Below are 18302 nucleotides of genomic sequence, written 5' to 3' on the forward strand. Positions count from 1 at the left end.
CATGCGACGCGGGACAAGCCTGGCAAGACAGTTCCCCAGAGGCTAGGCCGTCCGGGCCAACCGGGCAACTGCATCACGGGCGACATCGCTGAGGCCACCGCCCCCCATCTCGAGATGCTGGATGATGGCCACGCGCATGCGCCGTTCCCAGAAACGCTCGAGGTGGTCGACCATGCCCTTGACCGCTGCCTCGTGATCGGGCTCGGCGCTGAAAAAGTCGCTGATATTGTTGGCCATCTTAACCAGGTTTTCTGTATCCATGATGCCGAAAGAGATTACGCTCAGGACGCCGGTAACGGCTCGTTGAAGAGCAGGGTGAGAAGAAAATCATTAACCATGGAAGAGGCGCTGCGGGTGCGCATACACCACATGGCTATCGTCGCGCGCAAAACCGACCAGTGTCAGCCCGGCTTCCTCGGCCAGTTTGATGGCGAGCCCCGTAGGTGCCGATATCGCCGCCATCAGGCCAACACCAACCATGGCGCACTTCTGCACCATCTCAAAGCTGGCACGACTGGTGACAACGACATAGCCTGCCGCAAAATCAACCCGCTGTCGGGAGAGCGCACCGATAAGCTTGTCCAGCGCATTGTGCCGGCCGACATCCTCGCGAAGCTGCAACAGCCCTTGGCCCGGCACCACCCAGGCCGCCGCATGAACGGCCCCCGTGAGACTGTTCAGTCGCTGCCGGTCACGCAGCTGACGCAATGCCCGGATCATCTCGTCCGCCTTGACCGTCACGGTTGAGCGTACCGGTGGCGGCTTCTTGATCGCCTGCTCCAGGGTTCTCGCTCCGCAAAGGCCGCAACCGGTGCGCCCGGTAAGGTTGCGTCCCTTGTCGCCAATCGCTTCGCAACGCGCCGGTGGCACTTTCAGGCGGACCTCGATACCCTCCGCGCGCTCGTAAACGCGAACCGATTCAACCTCCGAGCACCGGGAGATGATGCCTTCGGTAAGACTGAAACCAAGGGCGAAATCTTCAAGGTCCAGTGGTGTGGCCAGCATGACCACATGCGGCTCCCCGTTGTACATGAGCACGATCGGCGCCTCCTCGGCAACACAATCGTCGATGTTCTCGGCGGTCGGGCCTCGCCATCGCTGAACCGGGCGGACCCGGTAACCGGGCCACCCGAGTTCAGGAGCAAGCGCCTCCATCCCGCCCGGATTACTCGGCGGTTGCCAGCCGATGATCCAGCAGGCCCTGCTGTTCCTCGCTGAATTCGCGGTACTGACGCTGCCACTCCGAAGGTCCCGCCACCTTGGTCACCTGGACCGCCGTGACCTTGTATTCAGGGCAGTTGGTGGCCCAGTCGGAATTGTCGGTGGTAATGACGTTGGCGCCGGATTCGGGGAAATGGAAGGTGGTGTAGACCACGCCCGGCTGCACCCGCTCGGTGATCGTCGCACGCAGCACGGTCTCGCCGGAGCGACTCTTGATGCCGACCCAGTCGCCGTCGTTGATGCCGCGATCCTCGGCATCGTGCGGATGGATCTCCAGCCGGTCCTCGGCATGCCACATCGAATTGGCGGTACGGCGGGTCTGGGCACCGACATTGTACTGGGACAGAATGCGCCCAGTGGTCAGGATCAGCGGGAAACGACTGTTGGTGCGCTCCTGGGTAGGTACGTACTCGGTGAGCATGAAGCGCCCCTTACCACGCACGAAGGTATCGACATGCATGGTCGGCGTGCCTTCCGGCGCTTCGTCGTTGCAAGGCCACTGGATGCTGCCCAGTTCGTCCAGCTTGGCGAAGCTGACACCCGTGAAGGTGGGCACCAGACTGGCGATCTCGTCCATGATCTCCGAGGCATGGCCGTAATTCATGGGATAACCCAAGGCGTTCGACAGCAGCTGGGTCACCTCCCAGTCCTCATAGCCTGCCAGCGGCGGCATGACCCGGCGTACCGGCGAAATGCGGCGCTCGGCATTGGTGAAGGTGCCGCTCTTTTCCAGGAAGGAAGCGCCTGGCAGGAAGACGTGGGCGAACTTGGCGGTCTCATTGAGGAACAGATCCTGTACCACCACGCACTCCATGGCACGCAGGGCAGCATGCACATGCTGGGTGTCGGGATCGGACTGGGCGATGTCCTCGCCTTCACAGTACAGCCCCTTGAAGCTGCCATCCAGCGCCGCACCGAACATGTTCGGGATGCGCAGACCCGGCTCGGACTCCAGCGCAACACCCCAGACAGACTCGAACAGGGTACGGGTAGTGGTGTCCGAAACGTGGCGATAGCCAGGCAGTTCATGCGGGAAGGAGCCCATGTCGCAGGAGCCCTGCACATTGTTCTGGCCACGCAACGGATTGACGCCGACGCCTTCGCGACCGATGTTGCCGGTCGCCATGGCCAGGTTGGCAATGCCGATGACCATGGTCGAACCCTGGCTGTGCTCGGTCACGCCCAGTCCGTAGTAAATGGCCGCGTTGCCACCGGTGGCATAGAGACGCGTGGCTTCGCGTACCAGATTAGCCGGAACGCCGGTGATTGCCTCGCTGACTTCCGGCGAGTTGTGCTCCTGGCTGACGAAGGCCCTCCACTTGTCGTAGGACTCCGACTCGCACCGCGCATGAGCGAATTCGTCGTTGGCAAGCCCTTCGGTGACCACCACATGCCCCAGTGCGTTGATCAGGGCCACATTGGTGCCTGGACGCAGCTTGAGGTGATAGTCGGCCTGGACGTGCACTGAACGGACCAGGTCGATATCGCGGGGATCGGCGACGATCAGCCGTGCTCCCTCGCGGATACGGCGCTTCATCGCCGAACCAAAGACCGGATGACCGTCGGTCGGGTTGGCTCCGATCACCAGGATGACATCGGTCTTGCGGATGGAATCGAAGGTCTGGGTACCGGCCGACTCGCCCAGGGTCTGCTTGAGACCGTAACCGGTCGGCGAGTGACAGACACGGGCACAGGTATCGACGTTGTTGTTGCCGAAGGCGGCACGTACCAGCTTCTGCACCAGGTAGGCCTCCTCATTGGTGCAGCGGCTGGAGGTCAGGCCGCCGACCGAGCCACGACCATACTTCGCCTGGATGCGCTTGAACTCGGATGCCGCATAGCCGATCGCCTCCTCCCAGGAAACCTCCTGCCAGGGGTCGGTGATCTGCTTGCGGATCATCGGCTTGGTAATGCGGTCCTTGTGCGTGGCATAGCCAAAGGCGAAACGGCCCTTGACGCAGGAGTGACCGTGATTGGCATGGCCATCCTTGTTCGGCACCATGCGCACTACCTCGGCACCCTTCATCTCGGCCTTGAAGGAACAGCCCACGCCGCAATAGGCGCAGGTGGTGATGATGCTGTGCTCTGGCTGCCCCTTCTCGATGACGGACTTTTCCATCAGGGTGGCGGTCGGGCAGGCCTGCACGCAGGCCCCACAGGAAACGCACTCGGATTCCATGAAGGGCTGATTCTGGCTGGGCGACACCTTGGAGTCGAAACCACGGCCGTCGATCGTCAGCGCGAAAGTGCCCTGCACTTCCTCGCAGGCGCGCACGCAGCGTGAGCAGACGATGCACTTGGACGGATCGAACTGGAAGTAGGGGTTGCTGGTGTCCTTTTCGGCCTTGAGGTGATTCTCGCCCTCATAGCCATAGCGGACCTCGCGGAGCCCGACCGCCCCGGCTATGTCCTGCAATTCGCAGTTGCCGTTGGCGGAACAGGTCAGGCAGTCCAGCGGGTGATCGGAGATGTAGAGCTCCATCACACCGCGCCGGACGTTCGCCAGTCGCTCGTTCTGGGTACAGACCTTCATGCCTTCGGCCACCGGCGTGGTGCAGGAGGCCGGCAGGCCACGCCCACCCTCGATCTGGACCAGACAGAGGCGGCAGGAGCCGAACGGCTCCAGACTGTCGGTGGCGCAGAGCTTGGGAATCTGGATACCCACGCTCGCCGCTGCGCGCATGACAGAAGTGCCTTCCGGCACGGTGACGCGGAAACCATCGATCTCCAGCGTGACAGTGTTCGGCGACTCGCTCGCCGGGGTTCCAAAATCACAATCTCGTACAGCCATGATCTGCCTCCTGGGTGTCAGATGCTCAACTCACGCGGAGTGTCTGTTATCGCAGGTCCACGCGAACCGATTCCTGCTGCCTGTCCTCTGGCCCTGTTCCTGTTTGTTCAGGCCGCCTTGCTGGCGGCGTTGTTCACCCCGAAATCCTCGGGGAAATGATTCAAGGCGCTCAAGACCGGGTATGGTGTCATGCCGCCCAGCGCGCACAGTGAACCCGCCAGCATGGTTTCGCCGAGCTCCCGCAGCAGGGCAATGTTGCGCTCGCGATCGATACCGGCACGTATCTTGTCGATGACCTCGACGCCACGGGTGGAACCGATGCGACAGGGTGTGCACTTGCCGCAGGACTCGATGGCACAGAACTCCATGCCATAGCGCGCCATCTTCGCCATGTCGACGGTGTCGTCGAAGGCGACGATACCGCCGTGCCCCAGCACCGCCCACTGCGCGGCGAACGCCTCGTAATCCAGCGGCGTATCGAACTGCGACTCCGGCAGATAGGCGCCCAGTGGCCCACCCACCTGAACCGCACGAATCGGCCGGCCGCTCGCCGAGCCGCCGCCATAGTCGTAGAGGATTTCCCGCAGGGTCACGCCAAAGGCCTTTTCCACCAGACCGGGCCGCTTGAGATTCCCGGCCAGCTGGATCGGCAGCGTGCCCCGGGAACGACCCATGCCGAAATCGCGGTAGTAGGTGCCGCCTCTGTCGAGGATGATGGGTACGGATGCCAGGGAGATGACGTTATTGATTACCGTCGGCCGCCCGAACAGGCCCTTGATGGCCGGCAGCGGGGGTTTGTAGCGCACCAGCCCGCGCTTGCCCTCCAGGCTTTCCAGCAATGAGGTTTCCTCGCCGCAGACATAGGCGCCGGCGCCCAGACGCACCTCCAGGTGGAAGGCCCTGCCACTACCCAGCACATCATCGCCCAGGTAGCCCGCCGCGCAGGCGGCTGCGATCGCCTCGTTCAGTGCCACATGTGCATGGGGGTATTCGCAGCGCAGGTAGATGTAGCCCTGCGTCGCGCCCACGGCGAGACCGGCGATGGTCATGCCCTCGATGAGCACGAAGGGATCGCCTTCCATGATCATCCGATCGGAGAAGGTTCCGGAATCGCCCTCGTCGGCGTTGCAGACAATGTACTTCCGGTCGGCAGCCGCATTCAGGACGGTACGCCACTTGATACCGGTGGGAAATGCCGCCCCGCCGCGGCCCCGCAGGCCCGATTCCGTGACCTCTTCGACAATGTCCGCAGGCGCCATGGTCAGCGCCCGCCTCAACCCCCGGTATCCCTCATGGCTCAGGTAATCCTCAAGGCTGACGGGATCGGTAATGCCCACGCGGGCGAAGGTCAGGCGCTCCTGCTGCTTCAGGTAGGGAATGTCGGCGGTGAGACCCAGCCCCAGCGGATGCGCTCCACCTTCCAGGAAACCGGCCTCGAACAGACTAGCCACATCGCCCGGGGTCACCGGCCCGTAGGCACAGCGACCGGCCGGGGTTTCCACTTCCACCAGCGGCTCCAGCCAATAGAGGCCACGCGATCCGTTCCGGACCAGCTCGATGGAAACGCCACGGCGGCCAGCCTCCAGCTGGATAGCCTCCACGACACGCTCGGCGCCAAGCCCCAGCGCGCTGGAATCTCTGGGTATGTAAATCTTGCTCATGAACTTGCCTGCGCCGCATCAAGGATTTCGTCGAACCGCTCCGGGGTCACTCGGCCGTAAACATCCTTGCCTACCATGATCGAGGGTGAGCAGGCACAGTTGCCGAGGCAGTAGACCGGCTCCAGGGTAAAGCCGCCATCAGCGGTATTCTCGTGATAATCGACCCCCAGACGCTGCCTGGCATGCTCTTCCAGAGCCTCCGAGCCCATGGCCTGGCAGGATTCGGCACGGCAGACATAGACGGTCTGACGCCCCGGCGGGGTCTCGCGGAAATAATGGTAGAAGGTGATGACACCGTGGACCTCCGCCCGGGAGAGATTCAAATCGCGAGCGATGACCGGCACCGTGTCGGGAGGCACGTAACCCAGTCGGTCCTGGATGGCATGGAGGATAGGCAGCAAGGGACCCGGCTTGTCCTTCAATCCCTCGATGATGGCCTTGACGTCCTCGTAATAAGACGGTTGTGCTGTCATTCCTGCTCCCTGCCCACGACCGGCCCGCCCCTGCCCAAGAGATCGGCAGCAGACGACTGGATCGAGGCTGATCGGTTGTTGAATGGGCCGGATTCTACTCGCTGTCCCCGGTTCTGAAAACCACTTTGTTGAGTATTTTACTCGGTTTTTCGGCCTGCGCGGATGGTTTCGCCAAAAAATCTTTTCACCACCAGGAGACAGTCTCCACAGCCGGCCTCCCGGACCGGACCCAGCCGCGGCACATGGTACCCACGGGTACAATACCCGGCCCAATTCCGGTTATAGCCTCCAGCCTGATGAGCAAACGCAAGCCGCCACTCTCCCTCGAAAACATCATCGAGTCGCTGACCCGCTTCGTCATCTCCCGCGGTCAGAAACTGTACTTCAGCGTGATCGAGTCCACCGGCCGCCACAAGCGGGACATCCTGGTGGCACGGGTGGAGCATGCCCGCGACAGTCTGGAAGAAGCCAAGGCACAGTTCCAGACCGCGCTCGACCGATTCAGCCAGCTCACGCGATTCGACGGTGGCGACCTCGAGGACGTCTACCGGCAACTCAAGATCGAGTACGACTACAGCAATGCCAAGGCGCTGGCGGTTCAGGATCGCATCGATGCCGTGGAGGATGTCGCCCTGGCGCTGTTCAACGAATGGGAGGCGGAACTGGACCAGTACACCAACCGCAGCCTGCGCAGTAGCAGCCGGCAAAAGCTCCGGCTCACCCAGCAGCACTATGGCCAGCTGATCAACGCCATGCGCCGGGCCGAGGGCAAGATCGACCCGGTGCTGCATGCCTTCCAGGATCAGGTGCTCTACCTCAAGCACAACCTGAACGCCAAGGCCATCGCGTCCCTCCAGCATGAACTGAATGCCATGACAGCCGGTGTCTCGGGGCTGATCGGCGCCATGGAGCGGTCCATCTCCCGCGCCAACGCCTTCGTGGAATCGCTGAATGGCACTCAGCCCAAGGCTTTGCCCGCCGAGCGGGGCTAGCCTCGCCGGCCTGCTGGTTCTGGGCGTGGCCAGCGGAGCGCAGTCCGCTGCTGCCGATACGGGAGGCTGGCAGTATGGCGCGTACCTGGATGTCTCCTACGCCGATGACCTTGGCGGCGATCGCACAATCGAGTGGCGCAGCAAGCTGACCACGCGGCGACTCAACGCCTTCGACCCCAACATGGGGATGATGTACCTCTACAAACCACCTGACGAAAGCTCACGCTGGGGTCTGGAGCTTGGCCTGCAGGGCGGCGACGACATGGATGCGCAGAAGCCCTCGAAATCGCAGAACCCCTTGCCCGGCGCCGATGTCCTCAGCGTGTTCTCGCGCGCCAACGTGTCCTATCTGGCCGACATCGGCAACGGGCTCAAGCTCCAGGCCGGGCTGATGAACAGCTTCATTGGCTTCGAATCGATGTACGCGGGTCAGAATCCGAACTATACGCGCAGTTGGATGGCGGACTACTCGCCCTATTTCCTCATCGGTGCCGGCGCCGAGTATGCCGTACTCGGCAACCTGAGCGCCGGCCTCTACCTCCTCAGCGACTACGACTACCTGGCCTTCGTGGGCGATCAGCCCAAGTACGGCGCCCAGCTGAAGTGGCGGCCTCAGGCTAGCTGGACACTGACCCAGAACCTCTTCTTCGGGCCCGAGCAGAAAGAAACGGCCCTGAGCTACTGGCGAGGTTTCTCCGACACTATCCTGGAATGGCGCAGCGACGAGATCCTGCTGGCCATGGCCTACGACATCGGCACCCAGAAACTGGCCACCAGCGGCCTGCAGACCGTGTGGATGGGCAGTGCCATCTGGTCGCGCTGGCATATCGATGGCCCCTGGTCGCTGGCCTTGCGACCGGAAATCTACTGGGACCCGGATGGCCAGCTGACCGGACTGGAGCAATTCATCAGCGCCGTCACCCTCACCTCGGAGTACCGGACAACGCTAGTCGGCCCCTCCGCCGCCACCGTACGCATGGAATTCCGGCATGACACCTCCATCGGACCCGAGGGCGGTTTCTTCAACGCCGCCGGCAACCAGCCGCTCCTGGTACCGGGACAGAACCTGCTGTTTTTCGCCCTGATTCTGACCTACGATGAAAATCAGTAAAAAAAAGGGCACCCAAGGGTGCCCAAGCAAGAGCCACTCAAGAAAAAACCTGATCAGGGGTTGTAGGCCTTCTCGCCATGCTCGTGGATGTCCAGCCCCTGCCGCTCGACCTCCTCGCCGACACGCAGCCCCAGCGCAAGATCGACCACCTTGAAGGCGACCCAGGAGACGACAGCCGACCAGAGCAGCACCGTGCCGACACCCCAGCACTGGCTGATGAACTGTGACTTGAGATCGTAATCACCGATCGACTCGGTGATGTAGTCGTAGACACCGGTGCCACCCAGCGCCGGCGCGGCGACGATGGCGGTGCCGAGCGCCCCGACGATGCCACCGATCCCGTGCACGCCGAAGACATCCAGGGCGTCGTCGTAATAGAACATGCGCTTCAAGGTCGACACGGACCAGAAACAAGCACCGCCGGCCGCCAATCCCAGCACGATGGCCCCCATGGGACCGGACCAGCCACATGCCGGGGTGATGGCAACCAGCCCCGCCACGGCACCCGACGCCGCGCCCAGCAGACTGGGCTTGCCACGCAGCGTCCATTCCGCCGCGACCCAGGCCAGGGTGGCCGCCGCCGTTGCCAGCAGGGTATTGATGAACACCAGGCCGGTGGTACCGTTGGCTTCCAGGTTGGAACCGGCATTGAAGCCGAACCAGCCAACCCATAGCAGGGACGCTCCCACCAGGGTCAGGGTGACGCTGTGCGGCGCCATCGACTCCTTGCCATAGCCGATGCGCTTGCCGACCATGACGCAGCCGACCAGACCGGCCACGCCGGCATTGATATGCACGACCGTGCCGCCGGCAAAATCGAGCGCCCCCTTCTGGAACAGGAATCCGGCGGTCTCCCCGGCCGCCGCGGCCGCCGCGGGACTGACATAGGCGTCGGGGCCGGCCCAGTACCAGACCATGTGCGCCATCGGCAGATAGGCGAAGGTGAACCAGATTGCCACGAACAGCAGCACCGCCGGAAACTTCACCCGCTCGGCGAAGGCGCCGACGATGAGCGCCGGCGTAATGCCGGCAAAGGTCAGCTGGAAGGCGATGTAGAGATATTCCGGAATCACGACGCCCTTGCTGAAGGTGGCGACCGTGGATTGCGGCGTGACTCCGGCCAGGAAGGCCTTGTCGAGGCCGCCGAAGAAGGCATTGCCCTCGGTGAAGGCGATGCTGTAGCCGTACAGCGCCCACAGCACGGCCATCAGCGAGAAGATCACGAACACCTGCATCAGTACCGACAACATGTTCTTGGCACGCACCATGCCGCCATAGAACAGGGCCAGCCCCGGTATCACCATCAGCGTGACCAGCACCGTAGCCACCACCATCCAGGCGACATCGCCCTTGTCGGGGACCGGGGTTGCCGACTCGGCAAGAACCAGGCCTGCAGGCCCAAGGCTCAGCGCGATAGCCCCCAGCACTTGAATCGATTTTCTCATGGCGCCCTCTCCCTTACGTATCCTCATCATCGCTCCAGAAAGACCCGCTCTCGCGTCGGCAAGGCCCGGGCGAAAGGATCGCCCAGACCCCGCTCCTAGGCTCAGCTGACGGATTCGCCATGCAGGCTGATATCCAGCCCCTGCGCCTCCTCGTCAGCCGTGCTGACACGCAGGCCAATGACCGCCTTGATGATGAAGAGGATCAGCGCCGACACCACCGCCGTGTAAACGATGGTGACGGCCACCCCGTAAACCTGCAGGGCCGCGCTTGCCGCCTTGCCGGCCGGATTGACGCTCGCATCGGCGAAGACACCGGTCAGAATTGCGCCGATGATGCCACCCACGCCATGGACGCCGAATACGTCGAGCGAATCGTCATACCCCAGTAGCTTCTTGACCGGCACCGCAGCGATATAGCAGCCGATGCCGGCTATCAGGCCAATCAGCAGCGAACCGGTTGGGTTGACGAAGCCAGCCGCCGGCGTAATCGCGACCAGTCCGGCCACGGCCCCGGAGACGATGCCGAGCAGGCTCGGCTTCCTGGCGACGATCCACTCCGCGAACATCCAGGCGAGCGCCGCGGCCGCCGTGGCCACCTGGGTGTTCAGCATCGCCACCGCCGCCAGTGCATTGGAGGCGACGGCGGAACCGGCATTGAAGCCGAACCAGCCCACCCAGAGCAGGGAGGCACCGATCATGGAGAGCGTCAGATTGTGGGGCGCCATGGAGACGGTGCCATAGCCCTTGCGCTTGCCAACGATCAGCGCGGCCACCAGGCCGGCGATGCCGGCATTGATGTGAACCACGGTGCCACCGGCGAAATCCAGCACGCCGGCGCTGCCGAGAAAGCCCCCGCCCCAGACGCTGTGGGCGACCGGGATGTAGATCAGGATCAGCCAAAGTCCGCTGAACCAGAGCAAGGCGGAGAACTTCATGCGCTCGGCGAAGGCGCCGACGATCAGGGCTGGCGTGATGATGGCAAAGGTCATCTGGAACATGATGAACAGCCATTCCGGAATCGTCCCCGACAGGGACGTGGCGGTCACCCCCAGCAGAAAGACCTTGTCGAGACTGCCGATCACCTGATTGAGCGCTTCGTTGCCATTCGGCGTCAGCGCCAGCGAGTAACCGAACAGGAACCAGAGCACCGTCATCAGACAGCAAATGGCGAAGCACTGCATCAGAACCGACAGCACGTTCTTTTTCCGGACCATGCCACCGTAGAAGAGCGCCAGGCCGGGAATGGTCATCAGCAGCACCAAGGCCGTGGAGGTCAGCATCCAGGCGGTATCGCCGCTGTCCAGCCTGGCCTCATCGGCCAGGGCGGGGTTGGCCGCAAACAGGGCCGTCAGCGCGATGTGCCCCAGGGGGGCCTTCGGCGGCAGATACGGAGACAAGCGCGAGGGGAAGGGAAATCTGCTCATGGGTCTACCCTAGTCGTTTGAAAACGGATGGAATCAGAGCGCGTCGGCACCGGTCTCGCCGGTGCGGATGCGGATGACCTGTTCCAGGTCGAAGACGAAGATCTTGCCGTCGCCGATCTTGCCGGTGTTGGCAGTCGCCGCGATGGCGTCCAGCGCGGCATCCAGTTGCGCGTCGGTCACCGCGCACTCGAGCTTGATCTTCGGCAGAAAGTCGACGACGTACTCGGCGCCGCGATACAGCTCGGTATGGCCTTTCTGGCGCCCGAACCCCTTGACCTCGGTCACGGTGATACCGGTGATGCCGGCTTCCGACAGCGCCTCGCGAACATCGTCTAGCTTGAATGGCTTGAGTATGGCGGTCACTAACTTCATGGCTGATTTACTCCTGCGTGAGAATGGGATGGTGAGCTCGTACATACCCGAAGCAGAAGACGTGCCAGCCTGCGGGGGAGTTGACGGCAAGGCACGGGAAACCGCCCCGCCTGCGCGGCGAAACGCGGATTGCATGAAGCTAGAGAGGCGATACCCGGCATTTTGGGCCCGTGACACCGGCCAGCTGCGCCGCCCATGCCCCAGAATGGAGCACGCGCCGCCTGATGGTGAAAGGGCTGAGAGGCTGTCGCCCCGATGCGGCGCGCCCGCCAGCCATGCCCGGATGCGACAGTCCCCTGCTGGCCAGTCGCGGCGCGGCTCACGGGCCGGACTTCAAGAACCCGGAACGAAACCAGGGCCGATCGGCGGGCAGAAAAAAACCACCTGCCTTGCGGCAGGTGGTTCCAAGGGCTCATCGAGCGAAGGAAATTGGGGAGCTAATTTTTTTCCTTCACCTCGACATCCTTGATAGCTTTCTTGATCTCGTCAGCCGCATCGCCGGCGAGGTTGCCCTTGGCATCCTTGCGGGCGTGATCCAGTTCCTTGATCGCATCGGTGTCGGCCTTGGCCTTGGCGTCCTCGCCGGTCCACGACTTGTACCCCTGCACGTAGGGTTTCTTCTTGTCCTCCTCGATCAGGGCCTTTTCCGCGGCATTGATCTCCTGGATGGCCTTTTGCTCGTTGCCGGTGCGTGCATCCTGCTCCGCTGCCTTGAGGGTCTTCTCGATGGCCTCGCCACCCGCGGCGCCGACCGGCTTCTTCTCGGCACAACCGCCCAACAGGGTCAGACCCGCCAGCAGGCAAGCCATGACGCCGACAAAATGTTTCGCTTTCATAAATCGTGTTCCTCCGAATGCCTGGGAGTGGTCTTAACTTACGCCGATCAGAACGTGATCACCACATCCGCCGAGAAGGTGAACTGGGTATCGGTCATTTTTTGCGGTGTCGATCCCATGAATGCCTGGTCGTTGGACGACCAGTCGTAACGAACATTGGGACGCAACATGACCCATTTCAGCGGCTTGTAGTTGAGACCCGCGGTCAGGCCGTAATAGTCGGCGCCCGGCGTGTAGCCCCCGTTCGGGACGTAAGCGGCATAGTCGGCACCACAGGCGTAAGTGCTGCCAACCCCTTCCTTGTTCAGGTTGAAGCTGCCGGGGCAACGCTGCGGCCCCAGAACGCGGAAACCGTTGTTGTCACGGAACCACTCCATACGGATGCCAGCGCCGAGGTTGTCCTCGATGTCGTACATCAGATACTGGTTGATGCCATACCAGGTTGCGTTCTCCAACCCGCCGGGCTTGTTGTTGGAGAGACCGTTGCCGGTAATCACATCGTCGGCAAAGCCCATGTCATTCTGCAGGACATAGTGCAGGGTGTTGTCAAGGAAGTTCGCCTTGCCGACCAGGCTGTACATCGCCCAAGGGCTGCTGGCGGTGGCGGAACGCGCGCCGGCGGTGGAACCCAGGTTGATGGAGTAGGCCTTGTCGTCACTGGTCCAGGTCACACCACCGAGGAAGTTCCAGTTGCTCAGCTGGGTATTGAAGTTGCCATCCCAGCCGCCGGTGGCGCTCCCGGTGACAGCGCCGGCACTGAGGCTCCAGTTGTCATCGAAGGCATAGGAACCGAGCAAGCCGGTATGGGTGAAGGGCTCGCCATACTGCATGGTGTAGGCATGCGTGTAGAAGAAGTTATCCGGCGCCGTGACTACCTCATAGCCCAGAATCGTGTAGAAGTGACCGGCCTTGATGGCGAGACCGTTGCCCACCGGCAGATTCATTTCGAGATAGGCCTGCGGGAACGCCAGCCCATAGAAGCGCTGATCCCAGCTGGTCAGGTGCAGGTCCCAGTTGCCCCGATTGAGCGGCTGTCCCGATCGCGGGTCGAGGGTCGGAACACCATAGGCCTGGGTGAAGATGGCATCGGAACCGTACATGATGTCGAAGCGACCGCCGAAATCCCAGTCGTCGCCATTGACGTTGATGGCCCGCTGGACAAAGCCGTACAGCTGATTCATCTGCAACTCACCGTCACGATCACCGAAGGTGACGGGACCATTGAAGCCATCGGCAGGATTGTTGGCGTTGGCGGTGACGCCGGCCTGGACCCAGCCGCCCCAGGTAATTCCCCAATCCTTCATGAACTGTGGATCGTTGCTGCCCAGGGCGTAATCGAAGAACCCGGTGGTCTCTTCGATATCCTCGGCCCTGGCCGTGACCGCCACCGCGGTCGCCAGCAAGGCGGCACATCCCACTAACCGCGGCGCTACCGGGAGTCGATGTTTACGCATGTCTTTCTCCGAAAATGTGAGGTTCGTCCCGTTCAAAGCACTTGGCGTGCCAGCCAGGGAAAAAACCGATAAAACAGCAACGAGCCTTGGCTTCCTTGCAACAGGCCCCGCCGAATCAGTGCAGTCATGCACCAAACCAGGCCACATCGCGGTGACATATCCTACGGCTTGTTACCCGGGTCCTGAATTAGAATGTCGGCCATGATCACGCCGTTGACTGTCCTGCAGACCACCTTTGGCTATCCTGCTTTCCGCGGTCTTCAGGGTCTCATCGTCGAGGAGGTGCTTGCCGGCCGGGATGCCCTGGTGCTCATGCCAACCGGTGGCGGCAAGTCCCTGTGCTACCAGATACCGGCGCTGATCCGGCCCGGTACCGGACTCGTCGTCTCGCCCCTGATCGCCCTGATGCAGGATCAGGTGGAGGCACTGCGCCAACTCGGCATCCAGGCCGCCTTCCTGAATTCCAGTCTCGCACTGGAGGAACAGCGGGATGTCGAGCGCCAGTTCGCGGCCGGCCAGCTGGACCTTCTCTACGTCGCCCCGGAGCGCCTGAACACCGAGCGGTTCCTGTCGCTGCTGACGCGAACGCCGATCAGCCTGTTCGCCATCGACGAAGCCCACTGCGTCTCCCAGTGGGGACACGACTTCCGCGCCGACTATCTGCAACTGTCGCTGCTGCATCAGCGCTTCCCGGAGATCCCCCGCATCGCCCTGACGGCCACTGCGGACGAGCGCACCCGGCAGGAAATCATCGCGCGGCTGGCGCTGGAACAGGCGCGCGTCTTCTGCAGCGGCTTCGACCGGCCGAACATCCGCTACACCATTGCCGCCAAACGCCAGGCACGGGCGCAGCTCCTGCACTTCCTCCGCGCCGAGCACGCGGGCGACGCCGGCATCGTCTACTGCCTGTCGCGAAAAAAGGTCGAAGAAACCGCGGCCTACCTGTCCGACCAGGGCTTCACCGCCCTGCCCTATCATGCCGGGCTCGCAACCGGGACGCGCCAGGAACACCAGCGGCGCTTCCTGATGGAGGACGGCATCATCATCGTCGCCACCATCGCCTTCGGCATGGGGATCGACAAGCCCAATGTGCGCTTCGTCGCGCATCTCGACCTGCCCAAGAGTCCCGAGGCCTATTACCAGGAAACGGGGCGCGCCGGACGCGATGGCGAGCCCGCCGATGCCTGGATGGTGTACGGACTGCAGGATGTCGTCACCCTGCGGCAGATGGTGGAGGCGTCGGATGCCGATGAACGCCACAAGCGCGTGGAACGCGCCAGGCTGGACGCCATGCTGGGGTTATGCGAGGTGACCTCCTGCCGTCGGCAGACCCTGCTGCGCTACTTCGGCGAGGAGCTCCCGGAGCCTTGCGGCAACTGCGACAACTGCCTGTCCCCTCCGGCCACCTGGGACGGCACCGAAGCCGCGCGGATGGCGCTGTCCTGCGCCTATCGGGCCAACCAGCGCTTCGGCGCGCACCACCTGATCGATGTGCTGCTGGGCAGGAACAACGAGCGCATCGAGCGCCTGGGGCACCGCCATCTCAGCACCTATGGCATCGGCAAGCAGCTGGACGAAAAGCAATGGCTGTCCGTGTTCCGCCAGCTCATCACCCTGGGATACCTGAACATCGACCACGAAGCCCATGGCGCTCTCAGGCTGACCGAAGCGGCGCGTCCCATCCTGCGGGGTGAAATCCCCCTGCGGCTGCGGCTTGACGAGGACAAGCGGCTGGCCCGCCGCCAGGCCTCCCAGACCGGCACCCTCCTGGCCGATCCCGACCATCACACACTCTGGGACGCGCTGAGGGGACTCAGGAAGCGCCTGGCGGAAACGCAAGGCGTGCCCCCCTATGTGATCTTCCAGGATTCGGTGCTGCTGGACATGGTGCAGCAACGGCCCCGCACGCTGGCGGAGATGGGCCGGCTATCGGGCGTCGGTCAGAAAAAGCTGGAGCGGTACGGTCAGGATTTTCTCGCACTGATCCACCGGCACCCCTCCCCGGATCAGCGACGCGAGCTGAGCGCCACGGCGGCCGAATCAATACAGCTGTTTCGGCTGGGCATGACCGCGGAGCAGATCGCCACCCGCCGGGCGCTCAAGGCCAGCACGATCCTGGAACACCTGGCCCAGGGCATACAACAGGGACAGGTCGCCATCGGCGACGTCGTCGATCTGAAAGAGGAAGAGCTACAGCGGATCAGGCGGGTATGGGAAGGACTGCCGCAAGAGGAGCAGCGGGGCGTCAGGCCGCTCTTCGAGGCCTTCGAAGGCCGCTACGACTATGGACTCCTGCGCTGCCTGCGGGCCGAGTGGAGCCGCGCTGTCCGGGCAGGCTGAGCTTGCGGCAACTCGGCTAGTTGTAGCGATACAGATAGCCCAACACCTTGGAAACGTAATTGCGGGTCTCGTCGAAGGGCGGGATCTGATAGCCATACTTGACCACATTCTGTTCGCCGGCATTGTAGGCGGCGACCGCCAGCCGCACATCGGAACCGAACATGCCCAGCAAATCCCGGAGATAGCGGGCGCCGCCGAAGACATTCTGCTCCGGATCATAGGCATCGCGAACCCCGTAGCGGGCTGCCGTGCCCGGCATCAGCTGCATGAGTCCGATCGCCCCCTTGTTCGACATCGCCGCCGGGTTGTAGGCCGATTCGGCATGAATCACCGCATGCAGCAGCGCCGGATTCAGGCCATGCCGGAAGGCGGCACGCTCGATCAGATCGGCATACTGCATGCGCCGCAGATCGAGGTTGCGAGCCTTGTCGCCCTGAATCTGGAGCTTGGCCGAAACCAGCATGGGCGGTGCCGCGGGCATCGCGGTCTGCACGTCAGGCAACAGCTTGCGCCCGGATCCCAGCGAGATGGTGACCGGCCGGGTATCGCGGGCCGGTGTCTTGATCACCAGCTTGTAGCCCCGGTGCCGGGGCTGGTCCGTGTAGATCACCTGGCCATTGGGCGTCACGAATTTGTAGACATCGGCCAGGACGGGACCGCTCGGCGTCGTGGTGCAGATGGCCAGCAATCCCAGTTCAAGCAAGCGCTTCAGCGTCATCCGTCAGCGAGATCGTGAGGGCAAACAGCCTGCAGTTTACATGGATCGGCGCACTTGGGAAGCGCGCGATGCCCTGGCGCCCGGCAGCGGACAGAACCGGCTGGCGGCCAGCAGGCCACTCGTCAGGCATCCTCCCGGAAGCAGGCATGCACCCGGCTGGCGGCCTCGCGGGCCCGCTCGCAGGCAGTTCCGATGTCCTCCCCGACCGCCAGCGCCACCCCCATCCGCCGACGGACATGGGATGCGGGCTTGCCGAACAGCCGTACCGCCGTGCCCTGGACCATCAGCGCCTGGTCCAGCCCACGGTACGCCACATTCTCGCCATCGACGCCGCCATAGATCACGGCGCTGGCGCCCGGCTGCCGCAAGGCTGTGGATACCGGCAGCCCCAGGATCGCCCGCGCATGCAGCTCGAATTCGCTCTGGGCCTGGGTAATCATGGTCACCATGCCGGTATCGTGCGGGCGCGGACTGACCTCGCTGAACCAGACGCGATCGCCCTGCACGAACAGTTCCACCCCGAACAGCCCCAGCCCCCCCAGGTTGTCGACCACCGCCCGCGCGATGCGCCGGGCTTCGGCCAGGGCGGTGGTGGCCATGGGCTGCGGCTGCCAGCTCTCGACGTAGTCGCCGGCCTCCTGACGATGGCCGATGGGCTTGCAGAATACTGTCTCCACGCCGCCCTGCGCCGTCCGGGCGCGGACCGTGAGCAGGGTGATCTCGTAATCGAAGGCGACCCTGCCCTCGACGATGACGCGCGTGTTCTGCACCCGACCGGCCGTCTGAGCGTGCCGCCATGCCGACTCGACATCGGCCAGCGAGCGGAGCAGCGACTGTCCCTTGCCCGAGGAGGACATGATGGGCTTGACAAAGCAGGGGAACCCCACCTGCTCGGCGGCTGCGCGCAACCCCGGCAGCGAATCGGCGAACACGTAGGGCGACGTCGGCAACCCCAGCGTTTCCGCCGCCAGACGCCGGATACCCTCGCGATTCATGGTCAGCTGCGCCGCGCGCGCCGTCGGGATGACCGTCGCCAGGCCCTCGGATTCGATCGCCGCCAGGGCATCGGTGGCAATCGCCTCGATTTCCGGGACGATGAGATGCGGCCGCTCCTCCGCCACCAGCCGCCGGAGTGCGGCCGGATCGGTCATGTCGACCACATGATGACGATGCGCCACCTGCTGGGCCGGCGCGCCGGCATAGCGATCCACGGCGATAACCTCGACGCCGTAGCGCTGCAGGCTGATCGCCACCTCCTTGCCGAGTTCGCCGCTGCCCAGCAGCATCACGCGGGTCGCGCCGGGCATGAGGGCTGTGCCGATGATCATGATCGGATTCCGAGAGTTGGAAAAGATGGCGTAAAGTGTAGCGGCATTCGCAAACCGGTGTCCGAGCCCCGGATCCGGACACGGCGATCCGCCGCCCCGGGCATGGCGCGCGGGCAGTGAAGCCTGCCGCCCCCGT

15 protein-coding genes are annotated in these 18302 nt (G+C 63.5%); 3 read left to right on the forward strand and 12 right to left on the reverse strand.

The features are described from left to right. Positions 1-42: 42 nt before the first annotated feature. From ACH5N8_RS11660 to ACH5N8_RS11680, 5 genes are all read right to left on the reverse strand, one after another. Positions 43-261, reverse strand: coding sequence for a formate dehydrogenase subunit delta (locus tag ACH5N8_RS11660; RefSeq protein WP_483281424.1), 219 nt, complete (start codon positions 259-261; stop codon positions 43-45). A 69-nt stretch (positions 262-330) separates the two neighbouring features. Continuing rightward, on the reverse strand, positions 331-1155 hold the full coding sequence (gene fdhD, locus ACH5N8_RS11665; RefSeq protein ID WP_483281425.1) for a formate dehydrogenase accessory sulfurtransferase FdhD: 825 nt from the start codon (positions 1153-1155) through the stop codon (positions 331-333). Between the two features lie 10 nt (positions 1156-1165). After that, complete coding sequence (gene fdhF, locus ACH5N8_RS11670) at positions 1166-4012, reverse strand: formate dehydrogenase subunit alpha (RefSeq protein ID WP_483281426.1); 2847 nt, start codon at positions 4010-4012, stop codon at positions 1166-1168. Between the two features lie 107 nt (positions 4013-4119). Continuing rightward, positions 4120-5673, reverse strand: coding sequence for a formate dehydrogenase beta subunit (locus ACH5N8_RS11675; RefSeq protein WP_483281427.1), 1554 nt, complete (start codon positions 5671-5673; stop codon positions 4120-4122). Then, positions 5670-6146, reverse strand: coding sequence for a formate dehydrogenase subunit gamma (locus ACH5N8_RS11680; RefSeq protein WP_483281428.1), 477 nt, complete (start codon positions 6144-6146; stop codon positions 5670-5672). The genes ACH5N8_RS11675 and ACH5N8_RS11680 overlap by 4 nt, the downstream gene beginning before the upstream one ends. Positions 6147-6442: 296 nt before the next feature. Between ACH5N8_RS11680 and ACH5N8_RS11685 the strand changes: the two genes are divergently transcribed. Together ACH5N8_RS11685 and ACH5N8_RS11690 are read left to right on the forward strand one after the other, a co-directional pair. Then, positions 6443-7138 (forward strand): DUF2959 domain-containing protein, encoded by a 696-nt coding sequence (locus ACH5N8_RS11685; protein WP_460026881.1) that lies wholly within the window; start codon positions 6443-6445, stop codon positions 7136-7138. After that, positions 7098-8249 (forward strand): outer membrane beta-barrel protein, encoded by a 1152-nt coding sequence (locus tag ACH5N8_RS11690; protein WP_483281429.1) that lies wholly within the window; start codon positions 7098-7100, stop codon positions 8247-8249. Before ACH5N8_RS11685 ends, ACH5N8_RS11690 begins: the two co-directional genes overlap by 41 nt. A 53-nt stretch (positions 8250-8302) precedes the next feature. On the opposite strand, the gene ACH5N8_RS11695 is transcribed toward ACH5N8_RS11690, so the two are convergent. The 5 genes from ACH5N8_RS11695 to ACH5N8_RS11715 all read right to left on the reverse strand — a co-directional run bounded on the left by ACH5N8_RS11695 (position 8303) and on the right by ACH5N8_RS11715 (position 13780). After that, complete coding sequence (locus ACH5N8_RS11695; protein WP_483281430.1) at positions 8303-9694, reverse strand: ammonium transporter; 1392 nt, start codon at positions 9692-9694, stop codon at positions 8303-8305. A 101-nt stretch (positions 9695-9795) separates the two neighbouring features. Beyond that, the gene (locus ACH5N8_RS11700; RefSeq protein WP_483281431.1) at positions 9796-11118 is read right to left on the reverse strand and encodes an ammonium transporter; all 1323 of its coding nucleotides are present in this window, start codon (positions 11116-11118) and stop codon (positions 9796-9798) included. Between the two features lie 33 nt (positions 11119-11151). After that, a complete protein-coding gene (locus ACH5N8_RS11705; RefSeq protein ID WP_460026877.1) occupies positions 11152-11490 on the reverse strand; it encodes a P-II family nitrogen regulator in 339 nt (112 codons plus the stop codon). 437 nt (positions 11491-11927) lie between these two features. Beyond that, positions 11928-12326: a small metal-binding protein SmbP gene (locus ACH5N8_RS11710; protein WP_460026876.1), complete on the reverse strand. Its 399-nt coding sequence runs from the start codon at positions 12324-12326 to the stop codon at positions 11928-11930. A gap of 47 nt (positions 12327-12373) precedes the next feature. Beyond that, positions 12374-13780 (reverse strand): porin, encoded by a 1407-nt coding sequence (locus ACH5N8_RS11715; protein ID WP_483281432.1) that lies wholly within the window; start codon positions 13778-13780, stop codon positions 12374-12376. A 192-nt stretch (positions 13781-13972) separates the two neighbouring features. Between ACH5N8_RS11715 and recQ the strand changes: the two genes are divergently transcribed. Continuing rightward, positions 13973-16120 carry a DNA helicase RecQ gene (gene recQ, locus ACH5N8_RS11720; RefSeq protein ID WP_483281433.1) on the forward strand — a complete coding sequence of 716 codons (2148 nt, stop codon included), beginning with the start codon at positions 13973-13975 and terminating at the stop codon, positions 16118-16120. A 16-nt stretch (positions 16121-16136) separates the two neighbouring features. On the opposite strand, the gene ACH5N8_RS11725 is transcribed toward recQ, so the two are convergent. Further along, positions 16137-16838: a lytic transglycosylase domain-containing protein gene (locus ACH5N8_RS11725; RefSeq protein ID WP_483281434.1), complete on the reverse strand. Its 702-nt coding sequence runs from the start codon at positions 16836-16838 to the stop codon at positions 16137-16139. 122 nt (positions 16839-16960) lie between these two features. Continuing rightward, positions 16961-18166: a formate-dependent phosphoribosylglycinamide formyltransferase gene (purT, locus tag ACH5N8_RS11730; protein WP_483281435.1), complete on the reverse strand. Its 1206-nt coding sequence runs from the start codon at positions 18164-18166 to the stop codon at positions 16961-16963. Positions 18167-18302 lie beyond the last annotated feature (136 nt).

Source organism: Methyloparacoccus sp. NF-16, from assembly GCF_056880625.1.

Bases quoted from the DNA above. Each gene is read 5' to 3' on its own strand.
- ACH5N8_RS11660 (WP_483281424.1), bottom strand. From the start codon at position 261: ATGGATACAGAAAACCTGGTTAAGATGGCCAACAATATCAGCGACTTT.
- fdhD (WP_483281425.1), bottom strand. From the start codon at position 1,155: ATGGAGGCGCTTGCTCCTGAACTCGGGTGGCCCGGTTACCGGGTCCGC.
- fdhF (WP_483281426.1), bottom strand. From the start codon at position 4,012: ATGGCTGTACGAGATTGTGATTTTGGAACCCCGGCGAGCGAGTCGCCG.
- ACH5N8_RS11675 (WP_483281427.1), bottom strand. From the start codon at position 5,673: ATGAGCAAGATTTACATACCCAGAGATTCCAGCGCGCTGGGGCTTGGC.
- ACH5N8_RS11680 (WP_483281428.1), bottom strand. From the start codon at position 6,146: ATGACAGCACAACCGTCTTATTACGAGGACGTCAAGGCCATCATCGAG.
- ACH5N8_RS11685 (WP_460026881.1), top strand. From the start codon at position 6,443: ATGAGCAAACGCAAGCCGCCACTCTCCCTCGAAAACATCATCGAGTCG.
- ACH5N8_RS11690 (WP_483281429.1), top strand. From the start codon at position 7,098: ATGGCACTCAGCCCAAGGCTTTGCCCGCCGAGCGGGGCTAGCCTCGCC.
- ACH5N8_RS11695 (WP_483281430.1), bottom strand. From the start codon at position 9,694: ATGAGAAAATCGATTCAAGTGCTGGGGGCTATCGCGCTGAGCCTTGGG.
- ACH5N8_RS11700 (WP_483281431.1), bottom strand. From the start codon at position 11,118: ATGAGCAGATTTCCCTTCCCCTCGCGCTTGTCTCCGTATCTGCCGCCG.
- ACH5N8_RS11705 (WP_460026877.1), bottom strand. From the start codon at position 11,490: ATGAAGTTAGTGACCGCCATACTCAAGCCATTCAAGCTAGACGATGTT.
- ACH5N8_RS11710 (WP_460026876.1), bottom strand. From the start codon at position 12,326: ATGAAAGCGAAACATTTTGTCGGCGTCATGGCTTGCCTGCTGGCGGGT.
- ACH5N8_RS11715 (WP_483281432.1), bottom strand. From the start codon at position 13,780: ATGCGTAAACATCGACTCCCGGTAGCGCCGCGGTTAGTGGGATGTGCC.
- recQ (WP_483281433.1), top strand. From the start codon at position 13,973: ATGTCGGCCATGATCACGCCGTTGACTGTCCTGCAGACCACCTTTGGC.
- ACH5N8_RS11725 (WP_483281434.1), bottom strand. From the start codon at position 16,838: ATGACGCTGAAGCGCTTGCTTGAACTGGGATTGCTGGCCATCTGCACC.
- purT (WP_483281435.1), bottom strand. From the start codon at position 18,166: ATGATCATCGGCACAGCCCTCATGCCCGGCGCGACCCGCGTGATGCTG.